Annotated in this window: 21 protein-coding genes and 2 pseudogenes; 10 read left to right on the forward strand and 13 right to left on the reverse strand. The window is 68.9% G+C overall.

What is annotated here, in order from left to right; genetic code table 11:
* Positions 1–298 precede the first annotated feature (298 nt).
* On the reverse strand, positions 299–943 hold the full coding sequence (locus AC068D_RS17650) for a hypothetical protein (RefSeq protein ID WP_478823927.1): 645 nt from the start codon (positions 941–943) through the stop codon (positions 299–301).
* Positions 944–1,563: 620 nt separating this feature from the next.
* Complete coding sequence (locus AC068D_RS17655) at positions 1,564–1,959, reverse strand: winged helix-turn-helix transcriptional regulator (protein ID WP_478823928.1); 396 nt, start codon at positions 1,957–1,959, stop codon at positions 1,564–1,566.
* A 140-nt stretch (positions 1,960–2,099) separates the two neighbouring features.
* On the opposite strand from AC068D_RS17655, the gene AC068D_RS17660 reads away from it, so the two are divergent.
* Positions 2,100–2,690, forward strand: a complete 591-nt coding sequence (locus tag AC068D_RS17660; RefSeq protein WP_478823929.1) for a flavodoxin family protein — start codon at positions 2,100–2,102, stop codon at positions 2,688–2,690.
* Between the two features lie 403 nt (positions 2,691–3,093).
* Here the strand turns inward: AC068D_RS17660 and AC068D_RS17665 are convergent, their stop codons facing one another.
* Together AC068D_RS17665 and AC068D_RS17670 are read right to left on the reverse strand one after the other, a co-directional pair.
* Entirely contained in the window at positions 3,094–4,278 is a 1,185-nt protein-coding gene (locus AC068D_RS17665) for a DUF418 domain-containing protein (RefSeq protein WP_478823930.1), read from the reverse strand.
* 308 nt (positions 4,279–4,586) lie between these two features.
* Positions 4,587–6,140 (reverse strand): M4 family metallopeptidase, encoded by a 1,554-nt coding sequence (locus AC068D_RS17670; protein WP_478823931.1) that lies wholly within the window; start codon positions 6,138–6,140, stop codon positions 4,587–4,589.
* Positions 6,141–6,672: 532 nt separating this feature from the next.
* On the opposite strand from AC068D_RS17670, the gene AC068D_RS17675 reads away from it, so the two are divergent.
* Positions 6,673–7,446, forward strand: coding sequence for a phosphotransferase (locus AC068D_RS17675; RefSeq protein ID WP_478823932.1), 774 nt, complete (start codon positions 6,673–6,675; stop codon positions 7,444–7,446).
* Positions 7,447–7,618: 172 nt separating this feature from the next.
* A complete protein-coding gene (locus AC068D_RS17680) occupies positions 7,619–8,176 on the forward strand; it encodes a GNAT family N-acetyltransferase (protein WP_478823933.1) in 558 nt (185 codons plus the stop codon).
* 54 nt (positions 8,177–8,230) lie between these two features.
* Here the strand turns inward: AC068D_RS17680 and AC068D_RS17685 are convergent, their stop codons facing one another.
* Positions 8,231–9,067: a class I SAM-dependent methyltransferase gene (locus AC068D_RS17685; protein ID WP_478823934.1), complete on the reverse strand. Its 837-nt coding sequence runs from the start codon at positions 9,065–9,067 to the stop codon at positions 8,231–8,233.
* Between the two features lie 266 nt (positions 9,068–9,333).
* Between AC068D_RS17685 and AC068D_RS17690 the strand changes: the two genes are divergently transcribed.
* Together AC068D_RS17690 and AC068D_RS17695 are read left to right on the forward strand one after the other, a co-directional pair.
* Positions 9,334–9,804, forward strand: coding sequence for a cation:proton antiporter regulatory subunit (locus AC068D_RS17690; protein ID WP_478823935.1), 471 nt, complete (start codon positions 9,334–9,336; stop codon positions 9,802–9,804).
* Between the two features lie 4 nt (positions 9,805–9,808).
* Positions 9,809–11,032 carry a cation:proton antiporter gene (locus AC068D_RS17695; protein ID WP_478823936.1) on the forward strand — a complete coding sequence of 408 codons (1,224 nt, stop codon included), beginning with the start codon at positions 9,809–9,811 and terminating at the stop codon, positions 11,030–11,032.
* A gap of 77 nt (positions 11,033–11,109) precedes the next feature.
* Here AC068D_RS17695 and AC068D_RS17700 read toward each other — a convergent pair whose 3' ends face one another.
* The gene (locus AC068D_RS17700) at positions 11,110–11,361 is read right to left on the reverse strand and encodes a DUF3040 domain-containing protein (RefSeq protein WP_478823937.1); all 252 of its coding nucleotides are present in this window, start codon (positions 11,359–11,361) and stop codon (positions 11,110–11,112) included.
* A 469-nt stretch (positions 11,362–11,830) separates the two neighbouring features.
* Here AC068D_RS17700 and AC068D_RS17705 point away from each other — a divergent pair, with 469 nt between their 5' ends.
* Positions 11,831–12,667, forward strand: a complete 837-nt coding sequence (locus AC068D_RS17705; protein ID WP_478823938.1) for a DUF1206 domain-containing protein — start codon at positions 11,831–11,833, stop codon at positions 12,665–12,667.
* A gap of 104 nt (positions 12,668–12,771) precedes the next feature.
* Positions 12,772–14,133 (forward strand): hypothetical protein, encoded by a 1,362-nt coding sequence (locus AC068D_RS17710; RefSeq protein ID WP_478823939.1) that lies wholly within the window; start codon positions 12,772–12,774, stop codon positions 14,131–14,133.
* A gap of 40 nt (positions 14,134–14,173) precedes the next feature.
* Here AC068D_RS17710 and AC068D_RS17715 read toward each other — a convergent pair whose 3' ends face one another.
* The gene (locus AC068D_RS17715; RefSeq protein WP_478823940.1) at positions 14,174–14,296 is read right to left on the reverse strand and encodes a hypothetical protein; all 123 of its coding nucleotides are present in this window, start codon (positions 14,294–14,296) and stop codon (positions 14,174–14,176) included.
* A gap of 526 nt (positions 14,297–14,822) precedes the next feature.
* A complete protein-coding gene (locus tag AC068D_RS17720) occupies positions 14,823–15,485 on the reverse strand; it encodes a GOLPH3/VPS74 family protein (protein WP_478823941.1) in 663 nt (220 codons plus the stop codon).
* A 721-nt stretch (positions 15,486–16,206) separates the two neighbouring features.
* Here AC068D_RS17720 and AC068D_RS17725 point away from each other — a divergent pair.
* On the forward strand, positions 16,207–17,046 hold the full coding sequence (locus AC068D_RS17725; protein WP_478823942.1) for an endonuclease I family protein: 840 nt from the start codon (positions 16,207–16,209) through the stop codon (positions 17,044–17,046).
* 259 nt (positions 17,047–17,305) lie between these two features.
* Here the strand turns inward: AC068D_RS17725 and AC068D_RS17730 are convergent, their stop codons facing one another.
* From AC068D_RS17730 to htpX, 4 genes are all read right to left on the reverse strand, one after another.
* Positions 17,306–18,127 (reverse strand): histidine phosphatase family protein, encoded by an 822-nt coding sequence (locus AC068D_RS17730; RefSeq protein WP_478823943.1) that lies wholly within the window; start codon positions 18,125–18,127, stop codon positions 17,306–17,308.
* 49 nt (positions 18,128–18,176) lie between these two features.
* Positions 18,177–19,397 (reverse strand): DUF418 domain-containing protein, encoded by a 1,221-nt coding sequence (locus AC068D_RS17735; RefSeq protein WP_478823944.1) that lies wholly within the window; start codon positions 19,395–19,397, stop codon positions 18,177–18,179.
* Positions 19,398–19,673: 276 nt separating this feature from the next.
* On the reverse strand, positions 19,674–20,291 hold the full coding sequence (pspAB, locus tag AC068D_RS17740; RefSeq protein ID WP_478823945.1) for a PspA-associated protein PspAB: 618 nt from the start codon (positions 20,289–20,291) through the stop codon (positions 19,674–19,676).
* 51 nt (positions 20,292–20,342) lie between these two features.
* Positions 20,343–21,257 (reverse strand): zinc metalloprotease HtpX, encoded by a 915-nt coding sequence (gene htpX, locus AC068D_RS17745; protein ID WP_478823946.1) that lies wholly within the window; start codon positions 21,255–21,257, stop codon positions 20,343–20,345.
* Positions 21,258–22,246: 989 nt separating this feature from the next.
* Here htpX and AC068D_RS17750 point away from each other — a divergent pair.
* Positions 22,247–22,621, forward strand: a pseudogene (locus tag AC068D_RS17750) (telomere-associated protein Tap); the annotation flags it as partial.
* Positions 22,618–22,779: pseudogene (locus tag AC068D_RS17755) on the forward strand (transposase); the annotation flags it as partial. The pseudogenes AC068D_RS17750 and AC068D_RS17755, both read left to right, overlap by 4 nt.
* A gap of 202 nt (positions 22,780–22,981) precedes the next feature.
* Here AC068D_RS17755 and AC068D_RS17760 read toward each other — a convergent pair.
* Complete coding sequence (locus AC068D_RS17760) at positions 22,982–23,974, reverse strand: TAXI family TRAP transporter solute-binding subunit (RefSeq protein ID WP_478823947.1); 993 nt, start codon at positions 23,972–23,974, stop codon at positions 22,982–22,984.
* Positions 23,975–23,979 lie beyond the last annotated feature (5 nt).

Raw genomic sequence — 23,979 nt, forward strand, 5'->3', positions numbered from 1 at the left:
CAGTACGCCGTGCGGGGGGCAGGTCTGTCATGCCACCCGAATTCGGGGCTTGACACACACCGCGATCGCGGATAAATGGCCACGACCGAGTTCCGGGGCAGCGGACGTACTGGGGGATCGGGAGACGGGACCTGGCAGTGGCGGCCGTGCCGGTCACCGCTCTGCACGGGACTGCATCGCGGCGGCGAGGCAGGTCAGTGAACAGCCCCGGGCGGCCATGGTGCGAGGGCCGGGCCCAGGGGTGGCATGGGCAGGCCGGCCGACCACGGGTGAGGTGGTGGGCCGGCCGTCGAGGATTTCAGCTGGTGGGGGCCTGGTAGAGACCCCGGCCGGCGCGGTGGGCGCGGGAAGTGGCCACCAGCCGGTCCAGAGTGCTGCGCACGGTGTTGATGTCGTTGGCGGAGGTGGCACGGCCCAGCGCCTCGGCCACGTCCCGAGCGCGCACCGCCTTGCCCGGCTCCCGGGACAGGACGGCGACGACCTGCTCGGTCAGTCCGGCTGAGTCCCCGGCGGGCGGCGTGGTCCCGGTCCGTCCGCCCGTGCTGGTCTTGGCGGGGGCCGGGGCGGCGGTACGGCGTGCAGGTGACTTCTTGCCGGTATCGGCCCCCTTTTTCGCGGAGACTGCTCCGGCCTTGGTGGGCGTGCGGGGGGAGGGCGTCTTCCTGCTCGTCGGAGCCGGGGACGCTTCAGGGGTCGGCGCCTCGGCCGGGGCGGATGCCGCGGCGCCCTCCGGACCCACGGCTGCGGTGCGGGGCCCGGGGACCGGCGTGGTGGAGAGGGCGCTCAAGGCGGTGAGAGCGCTGCGCACCGAGGTCAGCCGTTCGGAAACCGCGGCGAGTTCCTTCTGCAGACTCTGCTGCTGTTGTTCCAACTGGGGAAGTTCCGTCTGCAGCATTGTTGTTGTGGCTTCGATGCTGTGCGTGGCGCTGGTTGCTGAGGCCATCGTGCTCTCCTTGGGCTGAGTGCCCTGCGTTCGGGGCAAACCGGGGGATGTTGTGCAGCAGAGTACGTTGGGGCCGTTGCACAAGTCTCCCGAATGTACTGCTGACACCCGCACAGCCCAACTCCCGTTCGTGCAACACCTTCGACTGACGGGGCCATCACACACCCCACCGCCTCCGTACCGGCCGCCGGAGGTTGCACATGGTGACCTGAACGTGGCTGCTTTCAACCGGAGTTGACCGTTTCTCCATACGGCAGGAGGTTCGTCGACCTTCCGTGGTGGCGTGGGGCGGTGACGTTGCTTTCTGCAGCTCGCTCGGTCATGGAGCACATACGAACATTGAATCGCCCCCACACTCGAAGGGCTTCCTTCGGTCCTCGGCAGATGGACTTCACGTCGAACCGCAGGTGTCATGGCACGCTGGCGCCGTTTCCGTGACCGGTGAAGGCGCCAGGTCCCATGAGTCATGTCAGTGGGCTGAACGGCGGGCCCGGCTCAGCAGGGCCGACACGCGTCGCTGTTCATGCGCCCACCCTGGAGCCCTCTCCTGCCCGATACCAGAGCCCGTTCGCGTCGGCCTCTCGTCCCGGGCGGCACGACGTGGCGGTGTGTCCGTGTCGTCAGCGGCTGGAATGCGCCTCGTCGTATCGTTCCTGCGCCGAGAGCACCTCGGCCATGCGCCCCTCCACCGTCTCGATGAGGGAGAGCAGTTGCTCGGCCACGTCCCGCCCCAGCGGGGTGAGTTCATAGTCGACGCGGGGCGGGTTGCCTTGTTGTGCCTCGCGATGCACCAGTCCGTCCCGCTCCAGTGCGTGCAGCGTCTGGGACAGCATCTTCTCGCTGACGCCGTCGACCCTGCGGCGCAGCTCATTGAAGCGGAAGGTGCCCTCGTACAGGGCGCCGAGGGTCAGGCCGCCCCAGCGCCCGGTCACATGCTCGAGCGTGCCTCGGGAGGGGCAGGACCTGGAGAACACGTCAAAGGCGAGGTCGTCGTCCTGCGCGGTGCTGCTGGCCATGACTCCACCATAACGCCGCCACAGCGCTCACTGCTGGGTTGCGCTTTCTAAAAGTGAGTGCTTTCCTTTTGGTCGTGCCCCCACCAGGGGCACGACCGAAAGCTCGTAGTCCACCCTCCATGTTCACGAGGAGCACTCACGTGACCACGCCTGTCGTCTCGATCGCCTACCACTCCGGATACGGTCACACCGCCGTCATCGCCGAGGCCGTCAGGTCCGGTGCCGCCCTCGGCGGCGCCGAGGTCCACCTGATCAAGGTCGATGAGATCACCGAAGCCGACTGGGAGCTGCTGGACGGCTCCGACGCGATCATCTTCGGCTCGCCCACGTACATGGGCACCGCCTCAGGCGCCTTCCACGTCTTTGCCGAGGCCACCTCGAAGCGCTGGTTCTCGGACGCCTGGCACGGCAAGCTCGCCGCCGGCTTCACCAACTCCGCCTCGAAGAGCGGCGACAAGCTGCACACGCTGCAGTTCTTCCAGATCCTCGCCGCACAGCACGGTATGAACTGGGTCAACCTCGGCCTCAAGCCGGGCTGGAACTCCAGCACGGGTTCGGAGACGGACCTCAACCGCCTCGGCTTCTTCGCCGGCGCAGGCGCCCAGACGAACTCCGACGAAGGCCCCGAGGCCGTCCACAAGGCCGACACGGCCACCGCCGAGCACCTCGGCCGACGCGTCGCCGAGACCGCGAAGGTCTTTGCCGCGGGGCGTGTGGCCGTCGCCGCCTGAGGCCAGTCACAGCCCGCGCGGGTGGGGTTCCCGGCATGGTGGAGTCACCGGGAACCCCACCCGTGTCCCTCCCCACTGCGCGCCCCGCAAGCGGCGACCCCGGGGCACACGTGGGCCGACAGCTCCGGAGCGAGCCGACCCCTCCGGAGCTGTCGGCCCATGGTTCCTGAGCGCGTGTTGCGGCCTCGTTCGGCATGACTGCGGTGGGGATGTCGCCGTCGGGCGGACACACTCCGCGATCCTCGGCCGAGGTCAGATGCAGGGTCCGCACAGGGGCGTGCGGAACGGTTCCGGTCATCCGGAGGCCGGCACACGGGTTGTACCTCCTGTCGGAGGGCTCTGCCAGTTCGGTGTGCCCGCGTCGGCTGCCCACCTGGTCGGCGCCCGTGCGGCCGCCCTTGGTTCAGCGTCGCAGCGCCCACTTCTGTACGGACTCCAACGGTCCGTGCGAGAACCGTCGCAGCCACAGGGTGGAGCCCGTCATCAGGACGATGCACACTGCCGCCCACAGCCCCATCACCCACCAAGGCCGGGCCGACCCGTTGAGGCGGTCCGCCAGGCCCAGACCGATGCCGTACGAGGCGAGTACGCACAGCACGTTCTGCAGCACGTATCCCGAGAGTGCGGTCCGGCCCACGGAGGTGAGCCCGGTCATGAACGGGCCCACTCGCCGCACCCGGTCCACGACGATACCGATCAGTCCGATGTAGCCGACTGCCACCATCGGAGCCGTGCAGTAGCGGCTCAGGAAGTAGAGGTCCTGCCCGGCGAAGGTGACGACGGCGGTCAGGGGCACGCCGAGTCCCAGGCCCCAGCCGATCATTCGGGCACGAATCCGCCGGCCCGTCTCGTCGGCGCCGAACGCCCCGGCCCGGAACAGCCGTACGCCGAGGAGGAAGAGGAAGACCAGGAGCCCGAACGAGAACACAGGCTCCAGGCGCAGGGCGAGGGCGTTCTCCAGCCTGAAGGAGACCTGGTCCAGGTAACTGCCGTGCGCGTACAGGTCGATCACCTCGCCCGAGGCGCCGCCCTCGCCGTCGTTCCCGTCGCCGACCGCCACCAGCACCGCCGACACGGCAGCCATCAACGTGAGGTGCAGTCCGGCCGCCCACCACATCACCCAGTGCCGAGCCCGGTTCGAGCGGGTCAGCAGCCAGGCGACAAGCAGTGCGGTGACCGCGTAGCCCATGAGGACGTCCCATGCGAAGACGAGGACGAAGTGGATCGTGCCTTCGGCAAAGAGGAAGAGAGCCCGCCATCGGTACCGGCCGGGCCAGGGCTGTCCGCGGCGGGCGGCGGAGTCGAACTGGATTGCAAGACCGACGCCGAACAGAATCGTCAGCATCGACAGGAACTTGCCGTCCGCAACCAGACGGAAGAGGCTTTCGACGGCTTCCGGTACGGTTCCGAAGCCTGCCGAGTCGGTGCCTCCCTCCAGGACTCCCCACTCCGCACCCGGGGCGGTGAAGACCCATACATTGGTCATCAGCGTGCCGAGGATCGCGGTTCCGCGCAGTACGTCGAGCAGCGGCAGACGACCGCTTAAAGCACCGGGTGTCATCGTGGCAGACGGCAGGGTCTTGGTCATGCACTCATCGTCGGTGCCGTTCGGCCGTCATACGTCGTGAGCAGTGACGAACGGCTGCTACATCGAAGGATGCACGCATCCGCCGGATGTCTCCCTCCTGGGGTGTGGTCGCACGGTCGCGGGGGCAGGGAGGAGTCGGCGACCGGTGGGGAAAGAGCCGTCGTTCCCTTGGTGTTCGGGCATTCCCCGCCCAACTCGTCATGAGCCGACTGCAGATCCGGACCGGTGGCCAGGGGGACCGGAGGCAACGTGCCCCGCAGAGGCCGGCAGCCTCTGCGGGGCACGGGACACAGGCGCGTGCTGCGCGACTACTTCACGTTCACCGCGGTCCAGGCGGCGACGACGGTCTTCGCCTCGGGTCCGTCCGCGCCGTACAGGTCGTTCGCCGCCTTCAGGGTCGCCTCGCGGGCGGCCTTGTAGTCGGTCGTTGAGGTCATGTACGCGGTGAGCGCCTTGTACCAGATCTTGTAGGCCTTCTCACGGCCGATCCCGGTGACGGTCGAGCCGTCCGCGGTGGGGGAGTCGTAATCGACACCGTTGATCGTCTTCTTGCCGCTGCCCTCGGCCAGCAGGTAGAAGAAGTGGTTGGCGATACCGGAGGAGTAGTGGACGTCCGTGTCGCCTGCGCCCTCCTTCCAGGCGTCCAGCGACTTGCCGTCCTTGCTGGGCTTGTCCATGTAGCGCAGCGGGGTGCCGTCGCCGCGGATGTCGATCTTCTCGCCGATGAGATAGTCGCCGACATCCTCCTTGTTGTCGGCGAAGAACTCGACCGACGTGCCGAAGATGTCGCTCGTCGCCTCATTGAGCCCGCCGGACTCACCGCTGTACTCCAGGTTGGCGGTGTGCGAGGTCAGACCGTGGCTCATCTCGTGACCCGCCACGTCGATCTCGGTGAGCGCCTTCTTGTTGCCTTCCCCGTCGCCGTAGGTCATGCAGAAGCAGCTGTCGTCCCAGAAGGCGTTGACGTACCCGTCGCCGTAGTGGACCCGGGAGTAGGCGGCCTTGCCGTCGCCCGCGATGCCGTTGCGCCCGAGCTCGGACTTGTAGAAGTCCCAGGTCACGGCAGCGCCGTAGTGGGCGTCGACAGCCGCGGTCTGACGGTCGGAGTTGGTGCCGTCACCCCACTTGTCGTCGTCGTCCGTCAGCAGTTTGCCGGTGCCGCTCTGGCCCTGCTCCAGGTCGTACGTCTTGTGACCGCCTCGCTCGCCATCGGTGAGCTCGAAGGCGGAGCCGTTCTTCGTGGTGGAGAGGGGTACCTCGCCGCTGTACTGGCCGGTGCCTGTGCCGGTCTCGATCGCTTCGTACTGGTGGATCTTCTTACCGGTGGCGGCGTCGGTGATGATGTGCAGTCTGCTGGGTGTGCCGTCCTTCTGCACACCGGACTTGATGCTCTCGAACGCGAGCACGGGCTTGCCCTTGCCCGCCCAGATCACCTTGCGAGCGCCGGCCGCGGCCTTGCGTGTCGTCTCGGTGGTCGCCACCTGTATCCGGGCTTCGTTCGCCTTGTCCACACCCTTGGACTTGCCGTTCTTCGCGGTGTGGGTGACGAGGTCGCCGCCCAGGACCGGCAGCCCTGCGTAGGTGCGCTCGTAGCGGGTGTGCACGGTGCCGTCGGCGTCCCGGATCACGTCACGGACGACCAACTTCTCCTGGGCGCCGAGCCCGAGCTGCTCCGCTGCCGCACCGGATTGTGCCTGTGCCGACTTGATGGCTGCGGCACGCTCGGACGCGCGCGGCGCCGGGGTGGGACTGTCGGCACGGTCGGGTGCGGCCGTCGCCGAGCCCGTCTGCACACCGACGACGACCATGGCGGCAGTTGCAGCAAGGGCAGCAGCGCGCCGAGTGTTCTTGTGGGGGGTCATGCGATCTCCGTCGCTTGTCCTGTGGGGGGTTGACCGCGATCGAGCGTGCCACCGAACGAGCGAAATTGACGGATCGTCGACAATTACCTCACAACATTTTGACCAGCTCTTGTCCGGCTGGGGTGTCTCCCTGTCCGATATCCGGCAATCTTTGATGCCTTGTCAGTAGTACCTGTGCGCGGGGGAGTTGATCGGCCCGCCGTGTGTGCGACATGGAGCGGCAGTTGACAGTTCATCCCGCCGTGGCTCCGGGCGGACGGAGTGGGATCGCCCCCTGCCGACCCCTGGCGGTGGCACATGCGTCACCGGTGAACGATTGCCGGCAGCGGTCTCGAAACCCTGCGGGACATGCCGTGGTGTGGCCCCTGTCCGGGACGGCCGTCTGCCGGACGACGCGGCGGATGGCTCGTCCGTTGACACGCCGTACCGGCAGGAAAGTGCCGGCCCGGGCCCCGGGAACGCCGCATGCCCCGGACCTCGGACCTGCGTACCGCACCCGACGCCGGACGACCACGCCATTAGTGTTCATGGCATGAATACGGGGGAACTGCTCGGCTCCGGCCGCGCGGCTGATGTGTACGCAATCGACGACCGCTGGGTCCTGCGCCGCTACCGGGATGGCACCGACTCCACTCCCGAAGCTGCCGTCATGTCGTACCTCGCAGAGCACGGCTATCCGGTGCCGAGCATCCGGCCGACCATCGCCGGCGAAGACCCGGCGGTGGCGCGGGCCGACCTCGTGATGCAGCGGCTGTCCGGACCTTCCCTGCTGGAGGCTCTGCAGCAGGGCACGATCACCGCGGAGGAGGCGGCCGCGATGCTCGGTGGTCTCCTGCGGCGGCTGCACTCGATCCCCGCCCCCAACGCGGCCGACCCTGCACATCGGTTGCTCCATCTCGATCTGCATCCGGACAACGTGATGCTCACCCCGGACGGTCCGGTGGTGATCGACTGGAGCACCGCCGCGGAGGGGCCGCCGGGACTGGACTGGGCCATGTCGGCCGTCATTCTCGCCCAAGTCGCCCTGGCACCCGGCGCCGTAGCACCCGGCGCCGAGGCGGCGGGTCCTGTGGCGGCCGGTGCCAGAGCGGGGCTCGCCGCGCTCCTTCGGCAATGTGACTCCACGATCCGCTGGGGGAATGCCGACACCGGACATCTGTCACAGGCCCGCGCGAGACGAGCCGCCGATCCGAACCTGGACGACGACGAGGTGCACGTTCTCGACGACGCCCTCGACCTGATACTCGAGCTCGAGGCGGCCGGTCGAAGCCGGGCGGCGGGCCGTCGGGAGCGACCCCCGGCGTAGTCGGGCGCAGCGGGTCGAACCCGGCTCCCGGGCTCCGCGGGACAGCAGGAAGAAAGCAACGGCAAGGGGAGTGGGGGGAGCCCCGAAGGGTGTCACGCCGTAGCCGTCCTGAACCATGCCCGTGCGAAGATCCCTTCACCAAGTGCGCTGGTTCCGAAGGCGGAAGGTGAAAATGTACGCCATATCCCTGGGCGATGACGGCGCAGAGCTGTGCCCCCTCGAGCCATGGCAGGCCGAGGAGTTCCTGACCCACGTGGACCGGGGACGGGAGTTCATCGGACAGCACAACGGCCTGCCCGACGTGGTGACGGATCTGGAGTCGAGCCGCGCCTTCCTCCAGGCCTACGCGGAGAAGACCGCAGCCGACGCCGGGCGGATCCACGGCATCTGGGCGGACGGCAGGCTGGTCGGCGCAGTTCTCCTGCGGTCGATGGACGTCGAGCAGGGCACCGCAGAGGCGGGCTGCTGGCTGGAACCGTCGGCGGTGGGCAAGGGCCTGGTGACCCGGGCTGTGCGCGTGATCATCGATTGGGCCGTCGAGGAGCGGGGCATCCATCGCGTGGAGTGGTGGGTCTCGGCCGCGAATGCGCCCAGCATCGCTGTGGCCCGGCGGCTCGGGATGACGAAGGACGGCGTGCTGCGGGAGAGCTACCTGTACCGGGGGAAGCGGCACGACGAGGAGATCTGGTCGGTGCTCGCACCGGAGTGGCGAGCGGGCACGCAGGCGTGACGCCGTTGCAGGGACGGTGTGTGGACCCTGCGCCTCCAACGGGGCGGGTGGTGGTCACCGTGAACCGGGTCTGTACCCCCAGGCAGTGAGCATTCCGGGTGACAGGCCGGTGCACTGGGCGGAGTCCAGGTAGCGGATGGCCTGGTCGATCCGGGCGTTGTCGACGAGGCCCGTCGCGACCATGGCTGTTCGTGACCGCCTCCAGGTCTCCGCCCAGAACCTGCTGATCGGACTGCCCGGCACGAGCGGTGGGACATGGATTTCCGCCGCGACGGATTCCAGCCCGGCCCCGCGCAGCAACTGGGGATGGTGTGGAACCCGGGAGACGTCGGTTCCGATGCTGTCAAGCAGGCCCTGCCACATGGCCTGCATGGCGGAGGTGTACGGGGTGACGGGTTGGGTATCGGTGGTCAGGTCCACCGCGTCGCTGACGACCAGAACGCCGCCCGGGGCGAGCAGGCCGGTGAGCATGGCGACCATCTGTTCCGCCGATGGCAGGTGCATGAGCACAAAGCGCGCGTGGACCAGGTCGAACCCGCCCGGCGAGAAGGCGTCGGTGGTGATGTCCGCCTGCAGTACGGTCAGTCCCGGCATCGGGTTCGCCGCCAGGAAGCGTATGTCGCGGTCCACGGCGAGCACCTTGCTGACACCGGCTTCGCGCAGGAGTCTTCGGGCTACCGTGCCGGTTCCGGCGCCCACATCCAGGCAGTTCCAGCCCGGACCGGCCCCCAGCTGCCGCAGCCGGGTCATCGTGGTGTCGTCATAGGTCAGGGCGCCGAGGTCGATGCGGTCGTCCTCGCCCTTGTCATCGGGGCGGAAGACCCGCTCACCGTAGTGTCCCTCGCCTGTGGCGGATCCCGTGTGATCCGACGGCAGGGCTGAGCCGTCCATGGGCCCATTGTGGCAAGCATGGCCGGACACCACATGTCGGTTCCGCTCTCCAGCCGACGCGCTGATGCCCTGACCTGCGGCGGGACCTGGCTCCCCGCCTCAGAGTGACCGACGTCCCCCGTGTGCTGTCCATCCGTGGCAATACCCATGTCCCGGCACTGCCGGCAGATGGCACCATGTGCGGTCGGATCTTCTGCCGGATCCGCCACCGCACGACCGCACAACAGCGAAGAACCAGGAGGGGACAGGCTGTGCCTGCTCCACGCATGAGCACCACACCGCTGCCGGGTATCGGAGTCCAGTACGACCTGACCACACGTGAGCGCCGCCATCTGTCCGTGATCGCACATCGCGACGGCACCCGGACGGTAAACGTCTATCGTGCCGATGACCCTGACGCGTGCGCGCAGTCGCTCCATCTCACCGGCCCGGAGTCGGCATCACTGATCGACGCGCTGATGCCCGCCCATCACAGCCCGAACGTGCTGCACACCACCGATCTGGGGCTGGTGGCCGAGCGGATCGAGCTGTCCGTCCACTCCCACTGGAACGGGCGAGTGCTGGGTGAGACGCGGATACGCACCGAGACCGGCGCCTCGATCGTGGCCGTGCTGCGCCGCGCGGAGGCGATTCCGTCCCCGGCACCGGACTTCCGTCTGGCCGGGGGAGACACACTGATCGTGATCGGCACCCGTGAGGGCGTTGAGGCGGCCGCGGCCATCCTCGGGCGGGTGTGAACACGTGCACTCCGCGGTCTTTCTCATAGAGTTCGGCGCGATCATCCTCGGCCTCGGCCTGCTCGGCCGAGTGGCCGGCCGCCTGCGGTTCTCGCCCGTCCCGCTGTACCTGCTCGCCGGACTCGCCTTCGGTGAGGGTGGCCTGCTGCCGCTCGGGGCAAGCGAGGAGTTCGTCGCGATCGGCGCCGAGATCGGTGTCATCCTCCTGCTGCTGATGCTGGGCCTGGAATACACCGCCAGCGACCTCGTTTCCAACCTCAAGACCCAATACCCCGCCGGGATCCTCGACTTCGCCCTCAATGCCGTGCCGGGTGCGGCCGCGGCGCTGCTGCTCGGCTGGGGTCCGGTCGCCGCCGTCGTACTGGCCGGCGTCACCTGGATCTCCTCCTCCGGCGTCATCGCGAAGGTGATGGGCGACCTCGGGCGGCTCGGGAACCGGGAGACACCGGTGATCCTGAGCATTCTGGTCCTCGAGGACCTGGCCATGGCGGTCTACCTGCCGATCATCACAGCCCTGCTGGCCGGAGTGAGTCTTGCGGCCGGCAGCGCGACCCTGGCCATCGCTCTCGCAGTCGCAGGGGCGGTGCTGTTCGTCGCCGTCCGCTACGGCAGAGTGATCTCACGCTTCGTCTCCAGCGACGACCCCGAGAAGCTCCTGCTGGTGGTGCTGGGCCTGACACTGCTGGTCGCGGGCATCGCCCAGCAGCTCCAGGTCTCCGCCGCCGTGGGCGCGTTCCTTGTCGGCATCGCACTGTCCGGGGAGGTCGCCGAAGGCACCCATGCACTGTTGAGTCCCCTGAGGGACCTGTTCGCAGCAGTCTTCTTCGTCTTCTTCGGCCTGCACACCGACCCTGCGAGCATCCCGCCCGTGATCGTGCCGGCGCTGGCACTGGCCGTGATCACGGCGCTCACCAAGATCGCCACGGGGTACTGGGCCGCGCGGCGGGCCGGTGTCGGCATCAAGGGACGATGGCGGGCGGGCGGCACGCTCGTGGCACGCGGCGAGTTCTCCATCGTCATCGCCGGGCTGGCCGTCGCCGCCGGGATCGAACCGGCGCTCGGCCCGCTGGCCACCGCATACGTGCTGATCCTCGTGGTGATCGGCCCGCTCACCGCCCGCTACGTCGAACCGGCGGCCGCCTGGGTGACGTCCCGTCGGGCACCAGCGCACCCGCAGACCGCGCAGCCTGTGAGCGAGTCGTCGGCAGCGGCCAAGGCCGTGGACTGACTGCCGGCGCAACCCGGAGGGGCCACACGGGCCGAGTCCGGCTGTGGCGTGCAGGGCCGGAGGGGGCCCGGACGCGCCTATTCGGGCGGATGGTTGCGCCGTCTGCGTCGGCGTGCCGGGTCGAACAGGTTCATCGTGACCCCGGCCATCGCCAGACCTGCAGCGAGCAGCAGTCCCTGCCCGTGGACGGCGCCGATGACCACTGCGGCGAGGGCGCAGGCCAGGGCCAGCCACGCACGGCATCGCCAGTACGCGCGCGGCCGCTCGGTCGCGATCAGAACGTAGGAGCCGGCGAACACTGCGATCGTCAGCCACGTGGTGACGGTCACGGTGGACCCGGCCCTTCACGGACCGTGGGAACGAGGGCGCGTCGGCACCTCTGAGAGCCTGGCGGGGACGTCATCGGCGCGGACTCCGTTCGTGCCGTGGCCATGAGCACACAGCACCCGCCCGACGCGGCACTCCACGATCCAGCAGCCGGACGAAGCCGTTGAAGTGCTCCTCCGTCCCACCGTCACCTGCGACACCGGCCGTGCACCATCCGGTCCGACACCCATTTCGTCCGACGTGTGGCCGACAGTGTGGACCGACGGCCACACCGTCGTGCAGCCCACGGCGTGCCAACCGCCCGCCGCCACCTTGCGGAGCGCCGCCCGAGCATCCCTGCTCCGCGCCTGTCGGCGTACCGGCGAATGGGCTCAGCCGCCGGTGCCGGGCCACCGGGCGCCCCTGCCCGGGCCGCGTCCCCTGCACACGAGCGCCACGTTCGGGTGCGTGAATCGGGGGCAACCGGGAGACATGAATGCACGCGCATGGACGATTCGGGGTCGCGCCGCGGCCCGCCGGACCGCACGCAGTTCGGCCGTGGGGACAGGGGCGCGCTGGGGCTTCGCGGCACGCGGTGTGATCTACCTGCTCATCGGCATCCTGGCCTTGCAGGTCGCCTTCGGTTCGGGCAGCGGCAGGGAGGCCGACCGTGGCGGCGCGCTGGAAGAACTGTCGGCGAAGCCGTTCGGCACCGCACTGCTGTGGGTCCTCGGCGCCGGGCTCATGGGCATGGTGCTGTGGCGGTTGTCGGAAGCGCTGTTCGGGGCAGCTGGCCCGGACGGTCGAAAGGCCCGCAAGCGGGCCTTGTCGGCAGTGCGGTGCGCCTTCTACGCATTCGTCGCCTACTCGGTGCTCGCCTTCGCGGTCGGCTACGAGGGCCCCGGTTCCAGCGATCGCCAGTCGCGGGACATCACGGCTCGAGTACTTGAACTCCCGGGTGGCCGGTGGATCGTGGGTCTCGGCGCAGCGGGCGTGGCTTGCGCGGGTGCCTGGATCGGTGTGCGCGCCGCACGGCGGAAGTATCGCAAGCACCTCAGGACGGGTGAGATGGGACAGCGAACGCGGCAGGCGGTGGACGTGACCGGGGTGGCGGGCGGTATTGCCCGCGGCCTGGTCTTCGCGGCGGCTGGAGGTTTTGCGGTGCGAGCGGCGGTCACCTACGACCCCGGCGACGCGAAGGGTCTCGACGACACACTTCGCGCGTTCGCCACGACGGCAGTCGGCCCCTGGTTGCTGGTCGCGACGGCCACGGGGCTGGTGCTGTTCGGCGTGTTCTCCTTCGCGATGGCCCGCTGGCGCAGAGTTTGAGACGGCCCGGGCCCGCCGTGTGTTCAGGCGGCCGGCCCGGCACGCTTTTCCGAACTAAGGACCGATGGAAGGCTGGCACGCAGCGGTCCGACTAGGTTGAGCGCATGACAAGCCTTGATCACCCCCAACTCTCCGGGTTGGGGCGGAACCCGTCGGCTCCTCAGGATGTCCTGGTACGTCTGGCTACGCACAAGGCCGGCCGACACGGGATATCGCAGCGTCGCGGGCAGCTGGAGGACGCCGTTGTTGACGCTCTGCTGAAGCACGGCGATTGCAACACCGCGGTGGGCCTTCACGGGGACCGGATCTCCCCGGAGATGCGCCGAAGGATTGCCGAGCACCCCGATCCGGCGATCCGCAACGCGTTCACAGACTTTGTCCGCGACATGGTTGACCGCAAGGTGCAGATCGGCATCGACGACCTGGAGGAAGCCTATGGCAAGCCTCGGATGATGCTTGCCAGCGCGCCGAGTCCGAGCCTGCGTGCCGCAGTCGCGCGAGCCTGGTACGACCGGCCCCTCGCCGTACAAGTGGAACTACTCGCCGACCCGGATCCGCAGGTCCGTGCAGCCGCCACCGAGCGCGGGAATCCAGGTGTCCCGCCTGAGTGGAGGGAGCGTTGCCTTGCCGACCCTGCAGTGCGGATTAACGTGGCGCGCTATGTCCCACTCACATGGGAGCAGTTTGCGCAGCTCATGCGGCACGAGGAAGAAGAGCTCCATCAGGCTGTCGCCGGTAACCCTCATCTGTCGGCAGAGATGGTTGCCCAGCTTCTGGGCATCGACGACCCGCTCGTGCGGGTCGCGGCTGCGCAGAGTCGGCATGTGGACGCCGAAATGCGGGACCGACTGTATGCGCTTGTAGAAGCCGAACGCGCGGGCGGAAGCATCGAGGCGGAGGTGGCTCTGAGCTGGAACTGCGCCGAACCGGACTGGCTGCGCGAAGCGCCTCTCGATGAGCGGATGAGCTACCTGGACTGCCAGTACACAACATTCCGGCGCGTACTGGCCTCCTGTCACGACCTACCTGAAGAGGCATGGCGTCGGCTGGACAACGACCCGGAACTCGGAGTCCGCCGTGCTGCCGCCCGTCGGCCAAACACGCCATCGGAAGTTCTGGAAGGACTGGTCCGCGCCCACGGCGACGTATTGCACATCAGACCGCTGCTCGTCGACCACCCCAACTTCCCTCGTGACGCGCTGCGCACGCTCGTCGACCAGTCAAGCCCGAACGTGCGCTACCTCGCCCTGCAAGACCCGGAACTACCCCTGCCATACCTTCAGCAGCTCGCCGCCGCTGCCGAGCCCTTCCTGCGCCGCGGGGTCGCCCGTCACCCCAACATCACGGACGTGTTGCTGGAGTATCTGCTCGGTGACCCAGACCCCCAGGTAGCCGACGACGCCGCTGCCAACTCTGCGCTGCGGCCGACTCAGATGTATCGGATCCTCACCGCTGCTGGTCTGTGACCCCACGAGAGGCCCAGGTCGGCCCCTTGTTTCCCGGTTCTCACGAAGGCGGCGGCGCGGTGTCCGTGAAGACCGGCATACCGAGGTCGACCAGCTGCGGTCGGCCGTCGGCGGGGGCGAGCTTGAGGCTGTGCAGCTTGGCGTTGGCGGCATCGAGGCTCACCTGGAGCCCTTCGACCTCGCCGAGCCAGCCATTGCCGCGGGCTTCGCGGACGCGCTCGCGGAGGTTCTGGATGATCTCGATGAGCCGTCTGCGACGCTCTCACGCATCGTGATCCAACCGTGGTACTCGAACATGCCGGGAGCCTATCGCCGGCTCCCAGCAGGCCCGGTCAACCTGCCCGACACCTCCCGGCACCACACACGCACCCAACGGGAGCCGAGACGATGCGCACGCATGGTGGATCCTCCCTGGCCGCGTCGGTGCCTGCATGCCGCCCGGCGGCTGCCCCGCGCCGGCGTGCGGCCTCACGATCCCATGAGCGAATGAGCAGGACCCGGGTGGGCCCCGACGCCGTACCGGCGGCCTGTGTCAGGGAGCGCGGCGGCCGGCTGTGCACTTCGCGATCGGCGCGGCGGCGCCGGGGCGGAGCAGTTCACCATCGGCACAGTGGCTGTTCGGCTTCGGACCGGACACCCGTTCAGGCACGGGTCCGTGGCCGGGGGAGCCGTCGGACTCCGGCGGGCTCTCACATCACCGTCGTCACGACCACCACCGTCGTGATCGCGACCATCGCCGCCTGCATATTGCGGATGGCCTCGCGGAGGCTCTCGCCCGACCATTGTCCCTCGGCGATTTCGGCCATACGAGGTTCGACCTGCTTCTTGGGCACTTCGGGGAAGGCCAGTCGGTGCAGGCCCGCTCCATGCAGCAGCGCAACGAGGCCGGATGTGCGGTCGTCCGGCTGGGCGCCTTCCAGGACCGTTGCCGTCAGCCGCGCCCGCAGTTCCTGTTCGACGGAGCCGTCCGCCTCCGGGTAGCGGCGTACGGGAAAGATGCCGAGCGCCTTGCGCCGCTCCTCCACGACAAGGCCGCGGGCGCACAGGCTTGCGACGGTCGCGGACACAGCCTTCGGCTGGTCCTTGGTCAGCCAGTCGGTCACCTTGCGTCTGCGGTTCCGCTTCGCCCAGGCACTCAGCAGTTCAAGTCGCTCGTCCAGCAGAGCGATCCCGGTCGGTGACGCATCGATCACCTCGACACGTCCGCCGTCGACCGTGACGCGCCCCGCCATGACCAGCTCCAGCAGGATGCCGCCTGACACCGCCCAGCCTGCGGACGAGCGCTCCTTTGCGGCGCCGGATTCGTCGTCCAGCGACAGCAGTGTGATCTCCTCGGCCAGAGTGACGGCCATATGACGGCTCCCCTCGTGCAGGCGGCGGTGAGGCCGGAACCGTCCTCACCGCCGTCTGGTGTCGGTCTTTGTTGCGTTCCCTTGTACGAAGAGACTGCCATGACCGTCAGCCGGTTCCCGAGGGCGGCATGCCCGTCACACCATGGACCACCTGCCAGGACACGGTTGGCGCTCATCGACCGGGTCCAACTGACCTGCGACGCCGGGGGACTGGTCGCTTCGAGCTGGAGGGCGGCAGCGTCGGCCGCGTCGAGCAGTGCATGGGCAACGCCCGCCGACGACGTCCTTCCCAGCGCCGATGTCCGTCTGCGACCCCGCCCTCCATGAGGTGCCCGGGCAATGCGACGGGACATGAAGCTCACGGAAAAGGACGGCAGTGTTGTGTTGGTTCGGGGCACAGCGCGTGGGCCACCGCGTTTCCCACGACGCCGATGGTCATGGCGACTTGAGTGGCCGGTATCTCCCTGCACTGTCGTTCGCGTCGCCCTGGAAGGCCCGCCCTGGGCCGGGAGCTCGGTCTGCCCGCGCCTGCGCCCACCGGGAGGAGCGTGGGTGTGCGGCATTCATTCACGGTGTCGGCACAGGATGGGCGCAGCCTGTCCACTCAGCGGGGACCAGGGCGTGGAAGGCTCCAGGATTCGAACAGTCTGTCACTTCGCATCCCCGAGCACCTCGTTGTGTACCGGGGATGCCCGTCGAGGGAGAGGACGCCCCCCACGCCATGTCCACTCATCGCCTGAACCGTCATATATCAGGACGCATGGTTGCCGTCGCGGTGGCCGTTGCCGGGATAGCCGCGCCGACCGCCGCGGTCGCCACCCAGACTCCCCCCGCCCCCGGGCACGACCGGCCGGAGGCAGCGGTGGGGGCGTACGACGACACGTACTACAAGGACGCGCTGGGGAAGACCGGTCCCGAGCTGAAGAAGGCGCTCCACACCATAGTCAGCGAGCAGACCAAAGTCTCCTACGACGACGTCTGGGACGCCCTGAAGGCCACGGACGAGGACCCCGCGAACTCCGCGAACGTCATCCTCCTCTACTCCGGTCGTTCGCAGAGCAAGGACAGGAACGGCTCCGGCGACGACGACTGGAACCGCGAGCACGTCTGGGCCAAGTCCCACGGCGATTTCGGCACGGCCGTGGGCCCCGGCACGGACATCCATCATCTACGTCCGGCGGACGTGTCGGTGAACAGCGTCCGCGGGAACAAGGACTTCGACGCCGGCGGCGACGAAGTCCAGGAGGCCCCCGGAAACCGCACCGACGGCGACTCCTTCGAACCGCGTGACGCGGTCAAGGGCGATGTCGCGCGCATGATCTTCTACATGGCCGTCCGCTACGACGGCGAGGACGGCTTCGCGGACCTCGAGCCCAACGACAAGGTCGACAACGGCTCCGCTCCGCACATCGGCCGCCTCTCGGTCCTCAAGACATGGAGCAAGCAGGACCCGCCGGACGCCGCCGAGCAGAAGCGCAACCAGATCATCCACGACCGGTTCCAGCACAACCGCAACCCGTTCATCGACCACCCCGAATGGGTCGACGAGATCTGGAAGTAGGTCCAATCAGATGTGCCCGGCACGTTCCTGTGCCGGGCACCGGCCGAGTGTGTTCCCACGGCACGGCACAACACAGCACAACTCGGGACGCGACCGCCCGCGTGGGCACCGAAATCTGCAACTGCCCCCCGCCAAGTGGGGCCACTGCCAGGCGGATCCGTCGGGGGCACGTCGGACCTGCCGGGCCGGACCGGGCCGCGCCCGGAGCGGCCGGTGGGTGCTGCCTTCGGCGAGGGTGCCGCGATCGGGGCCGGTGCTTCTAACGATCCCCGCGACCACGGGAACGCTCCGGTGCAGTGCGCCGGGCGCGGATACCGGTCGGCTCGACCCAGAACCATCCCCTGTCGGCTTTCTGATCACATCCGCAGTAGAGGGCCGCGACCCGTCCGCTCCAGTGCCGTCTCACCAACGGGTGCATCGACTCACAGACATGTTCACCCGGAGCAGGATCCGCGGCACGGCCGGTCTCCGGACGGCCGTCGTACTCGGACCCACCGTCCGTGGGCGACTGCGGACGCCGCAGGGGTGTGCCGTAGCCGTGCCCGATACTCCATCGGCCGTCGCGCGCGGTGAAGGAGACGGCGGTCGGTGGCACGTCGAGATGCCAGAAGGCCCTCGCCGGTGCGGACAGCGCATGGACGAGCGCTGCCCGGACGACGGCCTCTTCGGCGATGGCCACTACGTGCCCAACGTCAGGCGGCACGCTGCACATCCAGTCGGAGGTTCGTCGGCACAGCTGCCGCACGGACTCACCTCCGTGCGGTGCGGCATCCGGATCCGTGAGCCAGGCGGAGAAACCGTGAGGGTCACCGGCCGCGACATCGTCGACGAACAGCCCGTGCCACGTGCCGTAGTCGAGATTGCGCAGCGCGGCGTCGAGTCCGGCCGGCACGCCGAGGAAATCGGCCATCAGCGCGCAGGAACGCGAAGGCGCCCGGGCGGCCAGCGAGTACGGCGGGAGCGCTGCGATCACGGCAGCTGCCTCGCGCAGGCTGCTCTCCTTGAGGGCAGCGTCGCCGAAGACGGTTTCCCTGGTGGCGTCCGGGGCGGTCGCACACAGGAATGTCAGACGGTCTGTCATGGCGCTGACCTCCTTCCTGGCCGGTATGGCGCAGGACTGGTCCCACCCATCAGGCGATCAGGCGGGCGGGCGTAGTGGTGGCATACAGCATGTACTCCAGTGGTCCGCGGCGGAAGCGTCGGTTCCAGGCGAGGGCCAGGAGCATGGCCGCCGAGATGAAGCCGAGGAGGACCGGCAGGGCACTGGAGTCCGGCATGTCGTCCGTGCCGAGAGCCTTGATGGCGACGATGTGGCCGACGTAGGCGGTCAGGGACACGGAGCCGACCGCGGTGACCGGCGCCGCCCACCATCGCAGCCGCGCGGAGCGCGTGGCGGCGACGAGGCAGGAGGCGAGGACCATGAGGGCCGCGCCGGTGTTGCCCAGGATGGACCATGTCGTCTGGCTGTGGGGTGCGGACACCAGCAGCCAGTGCGGAGTGAACGAAGTGGGGTCGCCGACGGAGTCGGACCACCAGGCAGATGAGGCCGACCCGCCGTCCGTGGCGGTGGTCACGGCAGCCATTGCGCCCGGGACCACATGCAGGGCCAGCCAGGAGCCTCCATAGCCGAGCACGGCCAGCACAGCGCCCGTGAGGGCGATCTTGGCGGGTACGCCGGGCCGGGTGAGGTCCAGCCTGGCCACGGCCATTCCGGCGACGATGAAGGGCAGCCAGGTCAGGACTGGGTACTCGCCGGTGACGAACAGTTCGACGAGGCCGTCCGACCCGGTGATCCGGGCCAGCGGATCGTGGGCGATCACCGCATCGGCCCGGCTTCCGCCCTCGGCCGCCGCCCGGAGCAGATACAACACCACGGGCATGACGAGTGCGGTCGCCGCGGCGATGACGGCCAGGGTGCCGGCCCGCAGCCGGTACAGGGGCAGGGCGAGGACGAAAAGCAGCCCGTAGAACGCGAGGATCACCTCGACAGTCGTGTCCAGGGCCGTCAGGGCGTATCCCAGGGCGATCAGAACGGCTGAGCGGATCAGTACCCTGCCCACAGCCTGCCTGCCAGGGCGCCCCGTCCGCGGCTCAGGCCGTCCGGTCAGCAGGACCAGGGTGAACCCGGCAAGCAGCGCGAACAGGGCGGAGGAACGGCCCCGTGCCACCTCCATGAGCCAGCCCACCGGGCCGCCCATGAACGGCTCCGGGCCGAGGTGGGCCGCAAACATGCCGAAGATCGCCAGACCCCGGGCCAGGTCGAGACCGATCAGCCGCCCTGTCGACGACGCACTGAAGGGCGAGTCGTCCGCAGCTGCGGACGGCACGGCTGGGCGCGCGTCGTGCGTCATAGCCTCAAGCGTCGGAGAAGGTGCCGGTGACAACCATCCGGCAGATGACCGGAACTGCCCCCGCCAACTGGCTGGCGCAACCCCCGCCACCTGGACGGGTCCCCGAAATGGCTGCGCAGTGCCCCTCAGCGGTGGACGTCTCCGACGTCATCGCACGGCGTCTTCTCGTCACCCCGACGCCATACGTGCCGCGGCCAGTCACGGGGAGTGCGGGACAGTCCCCCCGTGCATGCGCCGCGGCGACCCCGTCGGCCTCCGCACGGTCGCTCGGGCGACTCAGTCGGCCGGGCCGCTGTGCTGCGTGCCGCCGAGCCCCGGTGCGCCCCACACCGGGAACCAGCGGCCCAGGTCCGTCTCGATCCGCAGGTCGTTCGTGAGCAGTGCCCTGACCTGGAGTTCCAGCGTGTTGTCCCGCTTCTCACTGGTTCCGGGAAGCGGCGCGAAAGGGTAGAAGGTGCCGCGCTTGTAGAGGTAGACCAGTGCCAGCGAGCGGTCCCCGACGGCATCGCGGAAGCCGATCAGGGAGCAGAGCAGGTGCGGGCCGAAGCCGGACTCCTGGAGGAGCGTGTTCACGGCGTGCAGGTCGTTGACCAGGCCGACTGTGTCATCGGCGGGATGGCGGGCGATGAGCCAGGTGTAGCCGTACGCGTCCCGGCTGGATTCGACAGGTGTGCCGCCGCGACCGGTGTCGGCGTCGAGCAGCTCCCGTACGTCCTCCTGGATTCCGGCAAAGGCACCGCCCTCCACGCTGGCGAAGCAGACCGAGCCCGTGCCAGTGGGGCGGAACCCCGCGCCCGCTTCGAGGGTGATCGCCGCTGGGGGCAGACCGAAGAGCTGGTCGAGGTCGGGGCGTACGGGCCTGCTGCGGCCGAGGATGGTGTCGAGGAGTCCCACGGGAAGAACCTCTGCTCGTCGTCATGCGTGGACGTGAGGGTCACAGGGTGGTCATGGGCGGCCGAGCTGCGCCGAGATCCTGCCCAGCTGGTCCAGGCGCTGCTCCAGGGTCGGGTGCGAGGAGAACAGCCTGCTGAGGCTCTCCTTGGACGAGAACGCGGGCGCGAACCAGAAGGCGTTGAACGGCTCCGCCTTCCGCAGGTCCTGCGTCGGGATCCTGGCCATCTGGCCGTCCACCTTGGTGAGCGCGGACGCGAGGGCGGACGGGCGGCCGGTCAGCAGCGCGGCGGCGCGGTCGGCGGACAGCTCGCGATAGCGGGAGAGCACTCGGGTCAGCAGGAAACTGATCACGTAGACGACGGCGCTGACCAGGGGGACCACCACCATCGCTATGGCGGTGTTGCTGTCGCGGCTGTTCCGGCCGAGGCCGCTGTAGAGCCAGACACGGACCATGATGCCGGAGAGAACGCCGAGGAACGAGGCGATGGTCATCACCACGACATCGCGATGGGCCACATGCGACAGCTCGTGGGCGAGGACGCCTTCCAGTTCCTCCGGCTCCAGGCGACGGAGCAGGCCCGTGGTGGCGCAGACCAGGGCGGTCTTCTGGTTGCGGCCGGTGGCGAAGGCATTCGGCACATCGCTGTCGGCGATCGCCACACGAGGTTTGGGCATGTCGGCGAGGGCGCAGATGCGGTCCACGGCGCCGTGCAGTTCCGGCGCCTGCTCGGGGGTGACCTCGCGGGCCCCCATGCTGTGGGCCGCGATCCGGTCACTGAAGTAGAACTGTGCGACGAACAGGCCGCCCGCGATCACCAGGATGAGCGGCCAGGAACCCCGGAGGACGACCAGCAGGACTCCGACGAAGACCACGTAGAGCAGCCCGATCAGGAACATCGTCGTCACCATGCGGCTGGTGAGTCCGTGATCCGGGACGTAGCGCGAACGAGACTCGGTCCCAGGCATCTGATCACCTCCGGGCTGAGCTGTGCTGCCGCCCTCTTCACCCTCGATTGTGCCTCTTCTGCATATATCCGACATAAATGAGAAGGCGTCCGCACCGGCGGTCTGCGAGGAGGGCAAAGCCGACGGCGTTGCTCCTGATCGGAGAGCGCGTCGACTGAGCAGCAGGAGCGTGAGACGGCCGTGATGTGTGCCCGTCTGCATGCGGGACAGCTCTTCCGCGCCCCAAGCGCCCCAAGCGCCGCGATGCCGGGCACCGGGCGCGACTCCCTGTTCTTCCGGGCGCCGTGCTGAGCCCGGACGGCGGAGGGCTTTGGCCGGGCCGTGCCCAGGGAGGCCGCTACGTCCCGATCGGTGAGGAGCGGATCCCATGGGTGGCGGCCAGCAAGTGCAGGTCTGAGCAATTCGAGAGCGATTCATGACTGCGGGCACGGCGAGAGACTGTCGGCAGCTGGGAGTCGGGCCGTACCGAGCCGCGGCCGCCGAAGCGTGCGGCCTACGCTCGTCTGCTGGAAGGCCTTGCCGCCAGATACCCCGCCCCGGTCGCCGACCCGATCCCCACAGCCGTGGACGTCACGGAGGTGTTCCCGGGTCCGTCCGCACCGGCACCGGCACCGGCACCGGCACCGGCACCGGCACCGGCACCGGAGCCCGAACCGGCACGGGAGCCCCCCGCCGCGGTGCCACCGTCGCGGTCGGCCGAAGCCACCAGGACGTCCCGGCGCCCGGGCGTGAAGAAGGCGCCGCCGAAGGCGCCCCATGGCGCTGCCGACCCACGCTTCGCCAACAGGCCGCTTGCCGTCGTCGACGTCGGGACGGCCGGGTCTCCGCGTACTGCCTGCGCGGACTGGTCCTGGACGTCCCCGCCAAGTCGCTCCCGGCCCTGGTGGAGTGGACCCTTGCCGAGGCGCAGCTCGGCGCACCCCGCCCCTCCGGCAAGGACGCCGACCCGATGCTCGTGCTCACCCGATGCGGCCGCAATGCGCTACGGACTCAAGGGCGGGATCGGGAAGCTCCGAGAGCGGCCCCGTGGAGGCGGCTGGCACCCCGGCCGGCCGTGGCCGGCACTCAGGCGTCCGACCTGGCGGCCGGACATCCGCGCGGCCGTCATCTCCAAAGCCCGCACCAACATGCACCGCAAGATGCTCAAACTCGCCCGGGCCACCGTCCAGTACCCCGTCGCGATCCTCTCGGACTGCCCCGTCTACGCCTCCGACGGCCCGAGCCCATTGGACTTCCTTCCGTACAAGGACGGAAAGCCACTGCCCGGCGGCTTCCGGCTCGGTGTCTCGCCCGGGATGGTCAAGCACGAGGACCCCCAGACCACTCTGTGGGCCCAGGGCGTACGACCACTGACGCGCACCTGACGCGCACGGACGAGATCAGGCGGGCCATGTGCGAGGAATTCGAATGTGAGCTGTTGGAGGTCAACGGTGAGAACAACCACATGCACCTGCTGGTGCACTTCCCGCCGAAGGTGGCCCTGTCCAAGCTGGTCAATTCATTGGAAGGCGTCAGCTCCCGTAGGCCCCAGGAGTTCCCTGACCCCGTACGGCACTACTGGCGCGCACAGCGGCCGTGATCCGGCTCCCATTTCGCGGTCCCGGCCGACCGACCTCGCCGGCGTCCGACGCCAGCAGGGCATTCGCAGCGGCAGCACGGCCAACGGTACGGAAACGGTGGCGCGGGGCGGCCCGAGGGCCCCGCGCCACCGGGGAGGGACTGGGTCAGGTCGTGCCGACCCTTGCCGATATGGCCTTCATCGCACCGGAGTTCAGTGGTACCGGGGCGGTCTTGGAGGCGACGGAGATGGAGTTCTCCTCGGCCGCCGCGTTCACCTTCTCCAACTCCGCCTGTCGGTCGAAGAGCACACCGACGATTCTCCCCGCCAGGTCGGGATCGAAGCCCTTCTTCACCAGCAGCACATTGGGAACGGCCACGGTCGGCACATCGGCCGGCTGCTTGTATGCCGAGGCGGGAATGACGTCCTTCTCGTAGACCGTGCCGTACTCCTTGCGCAGCGCCGGCAGCAGCGGGGTGATGTCGAGGAAGCGCACCTCGCTGCCCAGTGTCGTGGTGAGGTCGGTGATGCCCGCCGTGGGCAGGCCCCCGGACCAGAAGAGGGCGTCCACGGTCCCGTCCTTCATGGCGTCCACGGTCTCGGGCAGTCCCAGATGCTGCGCCTTCACATCCCTGGCGATGTCGAGACCTGCCGCATCCAGCAGCCTCTTGGCGATCACCTCGGTGCCGGAGGCGGGGGCTCCGGTCGAGATCCGCCTGCCCTTCATGTCCGCTACGGATGTGATGCCGGAGTCGGCCCGGACGAGCACCTGGGTGTAGTTCGGGTAGAGCCGGGCCAGAGCCTCCACGGGCTGCGGCTCGGTGAACCCTTCCTTGCCCCGTACGGCGTCGTCGGCGCTGTCGAGCAGTGAGAAGCCGAGGTCGTAGTCGCCGGCGACGATGCCCTGGACATTCTGCACCGAGCCGCCGGTGGCGGTGGCAGTCGCCCGGTAGCCCTCGATGTCGTCCGAGATCAGTTCGGCCAGGCCGCCCCCGAGTTGGTAGTAGACCCCGGTGGTGTTGCCGGTCGCGATCGTGATCCGCCCACCCTCGGTGCCCTTGCCCCCCTGTTGCTGCTTGCCACCGCAGCCGGTGGCGGTGAGGGCCAGGGCGACCGCCGCTGCGACCATGCCCAGGGCGCGCAGATGTACGTGCTTCATCGGGT

The organism is Streptomyces sp. NPDC043861 (assembly GCF_056435905.1).